This is a genomic window from Pseudomonas sp. MDT2-39-1, from assembly GCF_054898085.1.
The window spans coordinates 173450-186808 of the sequence record NZ_CM142716.1; the positions used below are offsets into that span (position 1 = coordinate 173450).

Annotated in this window: 9 protein-coding genes; all 9 read left to right on the top strand. The window is 54.7% G+C overall.

The window, feature by feature from the left end:
• Positions 1–156: 156 nt before the first annotated feature.
• The 9 genes from ACYZTM_RS00825 (at position 157) to ACYZTM_RS00865 (ending at position 13346) form a co-directional block, all read left to right on the top strand.
• The gene (locus tag ACYZTM_RS00825) at positions 157–3996 is read left to right on the top strand and encodes a hypothetical protein (RefSeq protein ID WP_461986408.1); all 3840 of its coding nucleotides are present in this window, start codon (positions 157–159) and stop codon (positions 3994–3996) included.
• Between the two features lie 161 nt (positions 3997–4157).
• Positions 4158–5459 carry a glycosyltransferase gene (locus tag ACYZTM_RS00830; RefSeq protein WP_131058588.1) on the top strand — a complete coding sequence of 434 codons (1302 nt, stop codon included), beginning with the start codon at positions 4158–4160 and terminating at the stop codon, positions 5457–5459.
• Positions 5460–5596: 137 nt separating this feature from the next.
• Entirely contained in the window at positions 5597–6496 is a 900-nt protein-coding gene (locus tag ACYZTM_RS00835) for a phospholipase (RefSeq protein WP_461986410.1), read from the top strand.
• 157 nt (positions 6497–6653) lie between these two features.
• Entirely contained in the window at positions 6654–7541 is an 888-nt protein-coding gene (locus ACYZTM_RS00840; RefSeq protein ID WP_461986412.1) for a phospholipase, read from the top strand.
• An 81-nt stretch (positions 7542–7622) separates the two neighbouring features.
• A complete protein-coding gene (locus ACYZTM_RS00845) occupies positions 7623–8528 on the top strand; it encodes a helix-turn-helix domain-containing protein (protein WP_461986414.1) in 906 nt (301 codons plus the stop codon).
• 343 nt (positions 8529–8871) lie between these two features.
• Positions 8872–10182 carry an ABC transporter substrate-binding protein gene (locus ACYZTM_RS00850; protein WP_461986416.1) on the top strand — a complete coding sequence of 437 codons (1311 nt, stop codon included), beginning with the start codon at positions 8872–8874 and terminating at the stop codon, positions 10180–10182.
• Positions 10183–10353: 171 nt separating this feature from the next.
• A complete protein-coding gene (locus tag ACYZTM_RS00855) occupies positions 10354–11253 on the top strand; it encodes a carbohydrate ABC transporter permease (protein WP_461989274.1) in 900 nt (299 codons plus the stop codon).
• Positions 11254–11263: 10 nt separating this feature from the next.
• Complete coding sequence (locus tag ACYZTM_RS00860; RefSeq protein WP_131058594.1) at positions 11264–12094, top strand: carbohydrate ABC transporter permease; 831 nt, start codon at positions 11264–11266, stop codon at positions 12092–12094.
• 148 nt (positions 12095–12242) lie between these two features.
• A complete protein-coding gene (locus ACYZTM_RS00865; protein ID WP_461986418.1) occupies positions 12243–13346 on the top strand; it encodes an ABC transporter ATP-binding protein in 1104 nt (367 codons plus the stop codon).
• Positions 13347–13359 lie beyond the last annotated feature (13 nt).

Genomic DNA, 13359 nt, shown 5'->3' on the forward strand with positions numbered 1-13359 from the left:
ATGGCAATGAAGGGATTGTCTTCCATGGGCAAGTTATAAATAACACAGCTCAGAACTAACAACACTAGCAAAACGCACTTACATACCAACTCTTGATTAATGCAAGATAACAAAAGAGGATCTCTCAAACAACAACCAAAAACGATGAATTTAATCATGACCCTCAAATATGCAAACTTTCCAGCTCAACGTTACTTATCCCGAGCCGTCCCCGACACCACCATTCAATATCGCCATGCTCAATGCGACCTCAATGAACAAATGGAAGTTGTATACAAACTAAATCAGCGAGGAGAAGAACTTAGCCCTTCGCAAGCCATCAACCTGAAAGGTTCCGTCATCTCCCTGGAATCAGGGTCGACGCTTGATGACGCTCTGCAACCCGGTAGGGACCTGCTGCAGAAAATGTCCGAACAAAACTCTTTCAAAAACTTAATGGCCACCTTCAATATTCCCGAGCACTCATTGTTCGAAGTAACTTCCGAAGGCGAAGTAAACGCAAGATACTCTGGCAAAACAGTTGGCTTTGCGAACGCATTCAAACTTGCACCGGATCTGACAGATGATCTTCATGCATTGGTTGAAATGGCGCAATTGACCGGTGGCGTCATCTCTCTCGCTGATCATGTCGAGTTGGCGCAATGGCTGAAATTTCATGGTTACATCATTCCCCGAACCGCCGCCGAAGGTTCCAGGCTGACAAAATTCATGGAACTGAAGCCTCCAGTGAGTCCACCGCTTGGTAACTATTGGGAAATGATCAAAGACGGGGGAGACAACTCAGTCACTCTTTCTGCCGTTCAGCGCAGCGAATTCCGCAAACTCATCACCAGTTACATCAAGGATCAGTCGTTACTGGAGCATCTGGTCAATAGCATTTTGGGCGGACGGTCTACCCCTTTCAAACGCTCGGAGGCTGAGCGCGTTCTTGAAAAACTTGTTTCCAGTCCCATCGCTTTTGACTGGGCCAACGCTTACGTGCGGGATCTGGGCTGGTATGGGGCGCAAGAAAACCAACCCCAATCAGATGAGTCGCTTAAGCAAATAATGCTGACTTCGCTCTTGCTCGATCTGCATCCGGGCGTCGGCGAACAAGAGCCTCGCAATCATGTGGCAGGTTTCAACTTGTATGCTGTCGAGCACATGGAAAAATCCTTCGCCGACATTCAAACGGAATTCGAAAGGCACCTGATCGAGAACCACCGGATTACCGAAAGAAATGCGGCACTGGCCGCTCACCTGTTGTTGGCAGAGGCCGCTCCGGAATTTCTGCTAAGAGATCTGCCTTCCACCCTGTTACTGGGCACGCCGCAATGGGTCGAATTTTGCCGGATCGTCTCGGTGCATGAAATCATTGCGCCGGGATCGACGCGCTCGATGACTTATGCAGAGCTACACCATCTGTCGAAGTTTGACTCGGTCTCCGAGTCGCGAAAGACGCTTGACGCTTTGGCTGCCGTGGACCCGGTGATTGATTGGGGGCTGCTCAACAAAATCATCACGCCGGATGACGTAGAGAAGTCGGTCACGGACTCGCTTGAAGTGGCATTAGGCGCGTACGCCCGACATGCCAAGACGCTTGCCGAAACCGCTGAAACATTGTCTCGCCCCCTGCCGACTCGCAAAAGCGTCGCACTGGACATGCTCAAACAGGTCGCCAAAGGATGTACCTATCTTGAAAGTGACGTCCTTCACCAACGGAAAAATCGACCGCTGGAGGACGCTTACGCCGACCCGTTTCCCGTATCGCCTGTAGAACTGCACATGTCCAATGATCTGCGGACCGGTGACTGGGATCTGAAGAATGGCGAAAGTATTTACAAAGCGTTTCCCAAAATGCTCCCCAACCTGATTCCTCCTGACGGTGAGTTCCACCGTCAGTTCAATCGCGACTATGTGACGCATGTAAAAGCAATGAACATGCATTTGAAGCAGGCTTTTTCATCAATGCCACTGCCTGATCGGACACGCCTGCTAAAAGGCAAGGTGACGATGTTCACGGTAAGACCGCCAGTCGCGAAACTCCACTCGATCACCAGCCTTCCCACGAATCCCATAGCGTCGACCATTGAAACGGTCCTGAAAGTGACCGGGCGCAAACCCACTGAAAGTCATAAGGACATCGATGAGGCAAAGGGTCGCTACGGTGTCGTCATCTGTTCACACTATGAAGGCCGAGTGACGTGTTACGAATTATTCACCTTGCACGGAACCTGTCGCGAGAACACCAGGCTGGCAGGGCTTATCCAAGAGGAAAACCTTTTAAACACAACCGTTCGCAGCAGTGAAATAAAAAACTACTCTCCTCCGGCGAAGGTGCTTCAGCTGCCCACGGACATCGAGTGTTATACCCATGGGGTTACACCCGGCCTCGTCAACGTCAGTCCGGGTGTGATCGAAAAACTCGGTGAATTGTCAGCGCCTCCACCGGCGCTTGGTATCAACGGTTACTACCAGAGTTTCTATTCCACAGAGTTCGACCCATTGGTGAACTTCGTACTCAAGCACAGACCCGTCGCGACCTTCGATGAATTGGTGAAAGAGTGCTGGGGACAGACAAAACTGGAGGCATTGCGCGCAAAACGGGAAAAGGATCTGGATACCTTTCTCAACTTTGTCGTGCCCTTCAAATCCTGCATCGAAGACCTGAACTCAGACGATCTGGATCGACAATTCCAAGGGGTAGCGGCCTGTACGTTAGAAGCCACGATGACCGTTCTGTTAGTCGTCGGAGCCGTTGCTCAGATTGCCAGTCTTGCCGCCAAAAGCATGAGCCTTGCGACCAAGGCCGGCAAGTTCGCTTCGACGGGACTCGGATTGGTGGGCAGCCTGATCAATCCGCTGGACGGAGCATCCGACCTATTTTTACATGGCGCAAAACTGTTGCGCAAAACGTGGCGCAACAGCGTGGTCGCATTGGATAACGCGATTGTCGATGCGCGCAAATGGGCGGGCGTAACGCCACACAGCCAACTGGCCGCAACCGTCGACCCTGACACTATTCGCCTGGGAACCTGGCGTCCCGCGCAAACTTCCCAGGATGTCTTCCAGGTATGGGGAATACGCCACAATGACGAATGGTACGCCCTGAACCGATTGGGTCAGCCTTGGGGAGCCAAACTGGAAAATTTCAATTACAAATTCAAACTGCCTACCCTGCCGTGGCACAGGATCATGCCGAAAAGCTACACCCAACGTTACATCAAGAAAGCTATTCCCGCCGCCAAAGCCAAACTGGACCGTGCCATCCATTTGTTGGCCGATATAGAGTCAGACAACGAAGTTCGCAAGGTTCTCAACTATCTGTTTGGGACGGGATCCGACGAAGCCGCTCAACATATCGGGCTTAAACTGCGAGCCATACGCAAGGATCTCGATGCCTTCACGCTCACTAATGTGTCGTTCCGAAAAGCCGATGTCAGCGCGGTGGCGGCACTGGACGTGCCTGATTACAAGCGGTGGAAGCAGGCGGTAACTAATGGGACTGCACATAAAGAATCAATCAAGAGATTCATCAAGATTTACCCCGAACACCTGGATGATTTTTTTCGCACAACCAAATACGATGAATCCAGAATTGCGGATGTTTTGATCCATGAGATGTCACATGGCGCGCCTGGCACGCTCGATTTGTATTACGGAAAAACTCTGAATCGCGTTGAATTCGACGCTGCACCGTTAATTGATCTCGCGCGTAACCCTCGCATGGTTGACCCGTCTTTTTCGAACCCTTACAAGACAGTGGACACGCAAAAATTTACCCATCTGCACCAGTTTGAATCCATTCGCCCCAGCCTTCCGACGTTGGTTCAGAAGCATCCAGCCTTATACAACGCGGATTCTTATGAAGTAGCAGTTTCCTTGATTGACCAAATCAAATCCGACCCTGCTGGATTTGCCAAAAACATGACTACCATCGAGACGGCGCTAAACAACACCGCAGCCGACCAATTCCTAGGCTCACTGGAAATCAATCTTGGCAGAGGATCGAGTTGATTTTTGCTCTCAATGCAAAGATCAATTAAATTGATTGGCAGATAAAAAATGCCAGTCCCGCTCAGGGCTGGCATTTATGCATCACCGATTAAAACTATCTAGCGCTGTGGTTTAATTACGCCCTTTTCGCGCCCTGCCGCTTGCAGCAAAGGATCCCCTTCATGACTCCTCCTCCCGCCACCAAAGTCCTGGTCATCGGTTACGTCTGGCCCGAGCCTCGTTCTTCCGCCGCCAGTGGGCATGTGATGCAGATTCTGGATACGTTTTTGCAAGAGGGCTGGGACATTACTTTCAGCAGCCCGGCCGGCACCGGTGAACATCGGGCTGACCTGACGGCACTGGGCATCCGCGAAGTGCCGATCGAGTTGAACAACAGCAGTTTCGACGCGTTTATCAGTGAACTGGCGCCGGATATCGTGCTGTTTGACCAGTTCATGATGGAAGAGCAGTTCGGCTGGCGTGTAGAGAAGCACTGTCCTGACGCGTTGCGCGTGCTTGAAACCTCTGATTTGCAAAGCTTGCGACATGCCCGGCATCAGCGCCTCAAGGACCGCTTGAAGGCCAGTGATGACAACAATGATTTCAGCGACCTGTTCGCGCCAGCGTTGCGTGAAGAGTTCGATTTGATGGCCGATACCGATCTGGCTAAACGGGAGATTGCTGCGCTGTATCGTTGCGATTTGAACCTGATGATTTCTGAAGTGGAGATCAAGTTGCTGGTCGAGCAGTTCAAAATGCCGCGCAACTTGCTGCATTGGTGTCCGCTGATGGTCGAACCGCCGAGCGTGCCACCGGTCGCCTTTGAAGATCGGGCACATTTTCTCAGCATCGGTAATTTTCGACATGCACCGAACTGGGATGCGGTGCTCTGGATGAAAACAGCGATCTGGCCGTTGATCCGCGAGCAGCTGCCCAGCGCTCAGTTGCACATCTATGGCGCCTACACGCCGCCCAAGGCCACTGCACTGCATAACCCGGCCCAGGGTTTTCATGTCATGAACTGGGCGGAAGATGCTTTGCAAGTAATGTCGGCGGCGCGCGTGTGTCTGGCGCCGCTAAGGTTCGGCGCCGGGATCAAAGGCAAGATCATTGATGCAATGATCTGCGGCACGCCGAACGTCACCACACCGATAGGCGCGGAGGCCATGCACGGCAACGAGCCGTGGCCGGGATCGGTCACCCGATCGGCCCAGGTGTTCGCTGATTGCGCAGTGCAACTCTATACGGACAAAACCCAGTGGTTGAAGGCGCAGACGCTTGGATTGGAATTACTGACGAATCGTTACCAGCAAGGCATTCATGGTCCGGCGCTGATTGCCAGGCTCGAGGACTGCCGACAACGTCTGTCCACTGTTCGCCGAGATAATTTCACCGGCAGCATGTTGCGGCATCATCAGCACAAGAGCACTCAGTACATGTCGCAATGGATTGAAGCGAAGAATCGCTACCAAGAAGACGCCTGACACTAAGCAAGATACGTTTTGCATCAACCCTTAGTTGTTTTTTATGGGCGCATGTTTATAAATAGGCACTGAATCGCTTAACTTTACGCACAAGCGATTATTGCACTAACTACTTACTAAACATGCAAGGATGCACCATGCCTAACGCCCTTATAAACAATCTGAAATATTCTCCATACGAAAACCAAGACCTCACACTTAATAACTGGATGAGCAACACGCCCGCCCTGGATCATTTAACGCTCGCGGAACTTACCCTGCCAGGCGCTCACAATGCAGGCGTCGACAAAAAAGCCTCTTACGTGGCACCCGGCGTGAGTCATTGGGCAGCTTGCCAAAACAATTCCTTTTACTTCCAGCTAACCAAAGGCGCTCGCGCACTTGATTTAAGACTGGAGTATGAAGTCAAAAGTAACGGCGTCTCTGTATTCTGGTTTCAACACAATGGTTTCAGGTCCTCTCGTTCACTGGAGAATGTAATCACGAGCGTTATCCGTTTTCTTCAGGAGAATCCTGACGAATTCATCCTGCTCGATTTTCATGAGCTGAAGTCCGACAGCATACCTTTCAATTTCAAGGAGTTCAGCAGGCTCCTGTTGACCCATCTGGGTGATCGGATGATCCCTTCTGGCAATGCTCATCTGACACTGGGGCAACTGAAGCAGGTCAGTGATGCTCAGCGAGTGCTGGTGGCCACCAACAGCGATCCGGACCTCGACTGGCGCTGGTTTTGTCGGCAAATTGAACACAAATGGAGCGGTATCGCGACCACCAGCATAAGCGAACTGGACGCCCATATCACACAGGTGATGAAGTACCCGCCTGGTGGCTCGCCATGGTCACTGTCCGCCACCAGTTACCATGCAGTGGGAGGGCCAGTGAATATCGCGGAATACCTTGATCAATGGTTTGATCCTGCTGTTAACGATTGGGTACTAAAGAGCAGCATTATCAATATTGACTTTTTGGAAGCATCAAAGTTGGTGCACCATTGTCGAAACGCCAACACCATCAAGGCGAACGCCAAGCGCCGCTAATACCTGGATCAAAGTGCAACTGTCGCGCGCCATTAATTAGCTATATTTATGAAGATATTTCCGTTGCTGGCATTGTCCTGATGCCCTTCTATGCTTTGCCATACATATCAATTAACTCACCTCATGGATGGGGCGAAGGTAACCGACGGGAATAGACATGACACGACCTATAGAAGGGAATCTCGATAAACAGAAGTGGATGAGTAATGTCCTCGACATCGATCGTATAAAACTGACCGATGTCGTCTGGCCTGGTGCCCATAACGCCGGCATGGATAAACAAGCACCTAATTATGAAGTGGTCATCGGCAATTGGACGACGTGTCAAAACGGTTCATTTGCCTGGCAACTGTCCAATGGCGCACGGGCCTTTGATATCCGCTTGGGCTATACCGAGGGTGCTGACCAGTCGATCTTCTATTTTCATCACAATGGACACCAGTCCCATCGCGTCCTCGATGAACTGATCACGGCGGTATTAGCGTTCCTTGACCGAAATCCGGATGAATTCATTGTGCTGGATTTTCACCAACTCGCAGACGGGTCCAAACCCTTTGACTATCGAAAACTCAATGATCTTCTGGTGAGTCGACTCGGACAGCGGGTCATACCGCCCGACAACGACACAAAAACCATCGGCGAGCTCAAGCGGATCAGCACTCGCCGCAGGGTGGTGTTGTCGGCACTCGCACATCGGGAACTGAATGAGGATTACTTCTGGCCACGCATTACACACAAGTGGAGCAGCAGGCGATTTACCGACACTGAGGATCTGAAGACCCATGTTTCCAACACACTCGAAAACCCGCCTTTCGGAACATTTCTATGGTCATTATCGGCCACCAGCTACGCGTTTCTGGGAGGTCCTCAAGACATCAAAAACCAGATCAATGACTGGTTCAATCCCACCCGGGACTGGGTGACGCGCTGCTGCATCATCAGTACCGACTTTTTTGATGAGTCAGAGATCGTACGTTACTGCTGGACGGCCACCAGCATGAAAGCCGTTTACGGTTATGCCTTGCATACTCGGGAACCGGCGTAACGCCCGAAGCGTTGCAAGCTGGCATTACAGGCCAGGAAAGAGGCATGATCAGGGTGCAATGACAATAAAAAGCGCCCTGACATGACCCGAACCGCCAGAGTCACCGATCCTTCCTACGAACTGATGGACGACCACAACGGGTTGTCGATCATCTATCGCCAGCATGGATTCCCCTGCCCTTTGGTACGCTGGCATTTCCACAAGGAATACGAACTGCACCTGATCGTCGCCAGTTCCGGCAAGGTGTTCATCGGCGACTACATCGGCAACTTTTACCCGGAATCCCTGTTCCTGACCGGCCCCAATCTGCCCCACAACTGGATCAGCCAGGTGGCCGAAGACGAGGTAGTGCCCAAACGCGACATGCTGGTCAATTTCACCGATGAGTTGTTCGAGAGCGGTCATCAGGTATTCGCGGAACTCAAGACCTTGGCACCACTGCTGGAGCGCGCGCAGTACGGCATCGAATTTCGTTGCAAGCGCACCATCCGCCAGGCCATGACCTTGATGCAACGCATCGCCGATACCAAAAGCATCACCCGGCTGGGTCACTTTTTTATTCTGCTGGAGCTGCTCGCCGCTTCAGACGATTTTCAATTGCTGTCGGGTGCCACCACGCCGCAACTGGCAGATGAACACAATATCGATCGCACCAACCGGGCGGTGGATTACATTTTTGCGCATTACGCCCGGGATCTGCCGCTCGAGGAAGTCGCTGAGCATCTGGGCATGAAACCGACTTACTTCAGCCGGGTGTTCAAACAGGCCACCGGGCGTTGCTTCATTGAGTTCGTCAATCGCCTGCGCATCAGTAAATCCTGCGAGTTGCTGGCCGATGGCGACAAACCAGTGACCGATGTGTGTTTCGAATCGGGCTTCAACAATATTTCCAACTTCAATCGACGTTTTCAGCAGCTCAAGGGCATGACGCCTTCGCATTACCGGCGGCTGGCGGTGCAGCGGTTGACCGAACAAAATCTGGGTTGATCGTCTTGGTCATGGGGTGATCTTGAGTACGCCTTCGCGGGCAAGCCTCGCTCCTACAGGTTTACGTATATCCCTGTAGGAGCGAGCGGTGCGGCGATCCGACTTGCCCGCGAAGAGGCCCGAAAACCTGTACAAATTCGATGACCATTCACCTCCGCGAAGCCTGTCCTTGCAGTTCCCTCCTTTAATCCCAGTGCAAAATAGTATCGATTCAAGTGCGACGGATGATTTGTCTGAACCGCAATTGAACGCTGTAATCAGTGCACATTCTTCCTGCCCTCGGAAGACACAAAAACAATAACCGTCCTTCTGTCCCCCATCGGGTGCAGAAAAGGAGTGCACGATGCAACCTTCTGTAAAAGCTCTGCTTGCCCTCACCTGCATGACCCTCAGTAGCGTCAGCCTCGGCGCTCAAACCCTGACCATCGCCACCGTCAACAACAGCGACATGATCCGCATGCAAAAGCTCTCGAAAACCTTCGAGGCCGAGCACCCGGACATCAAGCTCAATTGGGTGGTACTGGAAGAAAACGTCCTGCGCCAACGCTTGACCACCGACATCGCGACACAAGGCGGGCAGTTCGACGTGCTGACCATCGGCATGTACGAAGCCGCACTCTGGGGGGGCAAGGGCTGGCTGGAGCCGATGAAGGACTTGCCGGCCACCTACGCCCTCGACGATGTCTTCCCTTCGGTGCGTGAAGGCCTGTCGGTCAAGGGCTCGCTCTATGCCCTGCCGTTTTACGCGGAAAGCTCCATCACCTATTACCGCATCGACCTGTTCAAGGACGCCGGGCTGACCATGCCTGAGCACCCGACCTGGACGCAGATCGGCGAATTCGCCAGCAAACTCACCAATAAAGACAAAGAACAGTACGGCATCTGCCTGCGTGGCAAGGCCGGCTGGGGCGAGAACATGGCGCTGATCACCACCGTCGCTAACGCCTACGGTGCGCGCTGGTTTGATGAGCAGTGGCAACCGGAGTTCACCGGCCCCGAGTGGAAAAACGCCCTGAATTTCTACGTCGACACGATGAAGAAATCCGGCCCGCCGGGTGCTTCCAGCAACGGTTTCAACGAAAACCTGGCGCTGTTCAACAGCGGCAAATGCGCGATCTGGGTGGACGCCAGCGTCGCCGGCTCCTTCGTCACCGACAAGACCCAAAGCAAGGTCAGCGAGCACATCGGCTTCACCTACGCCCCCCACGAGACCACCGACAAAGGTTCGGCCTGGCTCTACTCCTGGGCGCTGGCGATCCCGACCAGTTCCAAGGCCAAGGATGCGGCTAAAACCTTCAGTGCCTGGGCCACGTCCAAGGAATTCGGTGCGCTGGTTGCCGAGAAAGACGGCATCGCCAACGTGCCGCCCGGCACTCGGGCCTCGACCTACAGCGAGGCGTACATGAAGGCTGCGCCGTTCGCCAAGGTGACCCTTGAATCGCTGAAAGCCGCGGACCCGAGCAAGCCGACCCTCAAGCCCGTGCCCTACATCGGCATTCAGTTAGTGACCATTCCTGAATTCCAGGCGGTGGGGACCCAGGTCGGTAAATTGTTCTCGGCGGCGCTGATCGGCCAGACCACGGTCGACCAGGCCCTGACGGCCGCCCAGCAAACCACCGAACGTGAGATGAAGCGCGCCGGTTATCCCAAGTAACCCACGCAACCAATGTGGGAGCGGGCTTGCTCGCGAAGAGGCCGGTACATCCGATGCATCTTCAGTGACTGGAACACCGCTTTCGCGAGCAAGCCCGCTCCCACATGTTGATCTTCGTCTGTCTGTCCTAATCGGTTTAATGCCATGAATATTTCAACTGTTAAAGCTCACATGGACATTCCCCAACCGGTGCGTAAAAACCGGTTGGCCAATCCCGGCTGGTTTCTGGTCAGCCCCTCGGTGGCGTTGTTGCTGCTGTGGATGATCGTGCCGCTGGGCATGACCGTTTACTTTTCGATGATCCGCTACAACCTGCTGTACCCCGGCGAAAACCAGTTCGTCGGGCTGGAGAACTTCACTTACTTCCTGACTGACTCCGGGTTCATGCCCGGCGCCACCAATACCCTGTTGCTGGTCGGCAGCGTTCTGCTGATCAGTGTGGTGCTGGGTGTGCTGATCAGCGCCTTGCTGGAGGCCAGTGAGTTCCTCGGTCGTGGCATCGTGCGGGTGATGCTTATCTCACCGTTTTTCATCATGCCCACCGTCGGTGCATTGATCTGGAAGAACCTGATTTTCCATCCGGTATCCGGGATTCTCGCCTACGTCTGGAAGCTGTTCGGCGCGCAGCCGGTGGACTGGCTGGCGCATTACCCGTTGCTGTCGATCATCATCATTGTGTCCTGGCAATGGCTGCCCTTCGCGATCCTGATCCTGATGACCGCCATGCAGTCCCTCGATCAGGAACAGAAGGAAGCCGCGCGCCTCGACGGTGCCGGTCCGATCGCGATCTTCTGGCACCTGACACTGCCGCACCTGGCGCGGCCGATTGCGGTGGTGGTGATGATCGAAACCATCTTCCTGCTCTCGGTGTTTGCAGAAATCTTCACCACCACCAACGGTGGTCCCGGCTATGCCTCGACCAACCTGGCCTACCTGATCTACAACCAGGCGCTGGTGCAGTTCGACGTCGGCATGGCGTCCGCCGGCGGCTTGATCGCGGTGGTGATCGCCAACATCGCGGCCATCGTGCTGGTGCGCATGATCGGCAAAAACCTGACAGACAAAGCCTGAGGCCTGCGCCATGACTCTTCAACAATCCCGCCGTCTGCAAAGTCTGCTGCTCGGCACCCTGGCTTGGGCCATCGCGATCCTGATCTTCTTCCCGATCTTCTGGATGGTGCTGACCAGTTTCAAAACCGAAATCGACGCCTTCGCCACGCCGCCTCAGTTCATCTTCCCCCCGACGCTGGAGAACTACCTGCACATCAATGAGCGCAGCGATTACTTCAGCTTCGCCTGGAACTCGGTGGTGATTTCGTTCAGCGCCACAGCCCTGTGCCTGTTGATCGCGGTGCCGGCGGCCTACTCGATGGCGTTCTACGAAACCCAGCGCACCAAGGGCACGCTGCTGTGGATGCTCTCCACCAAGATGCTGCCACCGGTGGGCGTGTTGATGCCGATCTACCTGCTGGCCAAGAGCTTCGGCCTGCTCGACACACGCATCGCGCTGATCGTGATCTACACGCTGATCAACCTGCCGATCGTGGTCTGGATGATTTACACCTACTTCAAGGACATCCCCAAGGACATCCTCGAAGCCGCGCGCCTCGATGGCGCCACGCTGTGGCAGGAAATGGTCCGGGTGCTGCTGCCGATCGCCAAGGGTGGCTTGGCCTCCACGGTGTTGCTGTCGCTGATCCTGTGCTGGAACGAGGCGTTCTGGTCGCTGAACCTGACCTCGTCGAAAGCCGCGCCACTGACCGCGTTGATCGCTTCGTACTCCAGTCCCGAAGGCTTGTTCTGGGCCAAGTTGTCGGCGGTGTCGACGCTGGCCTGTGCGCCGATCCTGATCTTCGGCTGGATCAGCCAGAAACAATTGGTCCGCGGCCTGTCGTTCGGTGCCGTGAAATAAAACGGGCACAACCCCTGTAGGAGCCAAGCTTGCCGGCGAAGGCGATCTCCCGGACGCCTTCGCCGGCAAGTCGGATCGCCGCACCGCTGGCTCCTACAGAAAAGCCCGCCAGGCTCAACTGAATAACAACAAGTGGAGGCCCATCATCATGGCCAACCTGAAAATCAAGAATCTGCAAAAAGGCTTCGAAGGCTTTTCCATCATCAAAGGCATCGACCTGGAAGTGAACGACAAGGAATTCGTGGTCTTCGTCGGCCCATCAGGCTGCGGCAAGTCCACGCTGCTGCGGCTGATCGCCGGGCTGGAAGAAGTCAGCGGCGGCACCATCGAACTCGACGGTCGCGACATCACCGAAGTGAGCCCGGCCAAACGCGACCTGGCGATGGTGTTCCAGACTTACGCCTTGTACCCGCACATGAGCGTGCGCAAAAACATGTCGTTTGCCCTCGACCTCGCCGGTGTGCCGAAAGCTGAAGTCGAGAAAAAAGTCGGCGAAGCGGCGCGCATCCTTGAATTGGGGCCGATGCTGGAGCGCAAGCCGAAGCAACTGTCTGGCGGCCAGCGTCAACGGGTCGCCATCGGCCGCGCCATCGTGCGTAACCCGAAAATCTTCCTGTTCGACGAACCGCTGTCCAACCTCGACGCCGCCCTGCGGGTGCAGATGCGCCTGGAACTGTTGCGTCTGCACAAAGACCTGCAAGCGACGATGATTTACGTGACCCACGACCAGGTCGAAGCCATGACCATGGCCGACAAAGTGGTCGTCCTCAACGGTGGAAAAATCGAGCAAGTCGGCTCGCCGCTGGACTTGTACCACCAGCCGGCCAACCTGTTCGTCGCAGGCTTTCTCGGCACGCCAAAAATGGGCTTCCTCAAGGGCAAAGTTACCCGCGTCGAGGCTCAAAGCTGTGAAGTCATGCTGGACGCCGGCACCCGCATCACGCTGCCACTAACCGGCGCCAATCTGAACGTCGGCGGCGCGGTGACCCTGGGCATTCGTCCGGAACACCTCAACCTCGCGCAAACCGGCGACTGCACCTTGCAGGTCACCGCCGACGTCAGCGAACGCCTGGGCAGCGACACCTTCTGCCACGTCGTGACCTCTTCCGGTGAAGCGCTGACCATGCGGGTTCGTGGCGACCTGGCCAGCCGTTACGGCGAAGTCTTGAGCCTGAACCTTGACGCCGAACACTGCCATTTATTCGATGCCGACGGCGTGGCGCTGACGCGTCCGCTGCGCGCAGCGGCCTGATTTAGAGAGCCTG

Coding starts and splice junctions, on each gene's coding strand:
- ACYZTM_RS00825 (WP_461986408.1), top strand. CDS start 157: ATGACCCTCAAATATGCAAACTTTCCAGCTCAACGTTACTTATCCCGA.
- ACYZTM_RS00830 (WP_131058588.1), top strand. CDS start 4,158: ATGACTCCTCCTCCCGCCACCAAAGTCCTGGTCATCGGTTACGTCTGG.
- ACYZTM_RS00835 (WP_461986410.1), top strand. CDS start 5,597: ATGCCTAACGCCCTTATAAACAATCTGAAATATTCTCCATACGAAAAC.
- ACYZTM_RS00840 (WP_461986412.1), top strand. CDS start 6,654: ATGACACGACCTATAGAAGGGAATCTCGATAAACAGAAGTGGATGAGT.
- ACYZTM_RS00845 (WP_461986414.1), top strand. CDS start 7,623: ATGACCCGAACCGCCAGAGTCACCGATCCTTCCTACGAACTGATGGAC.
- ACYZTM_RS00850 (WP_461986416.1), top strand. CDS start 8,872: ATGCAACCTTCTGTAAAAGCTCTGCTTGCCCTCACCTGCATGACCCTC.
- ACYZTM_RS00855 (WP_461989274.1), top strand. CDS start 10,354: ATGGACATTCCCCAACCGGTGCGTAAAAACCGGTTGGCCAATCCCGGC.
- ACYZTM_RS00860 (WP_131058594.1), top strand. CDS start 11,264: ATGACTCTTCAACAATCCCGCCGTCTGCAAAGTCTGCTGCTCGGCACC.
- ACYZTM_RS00865 (WP_461986418.1), top strand. CDS start 12,243: ATGGCCAACCTGAAAATCAAGAATCTGCAAAAAGGCTTCGAAGGCTTT.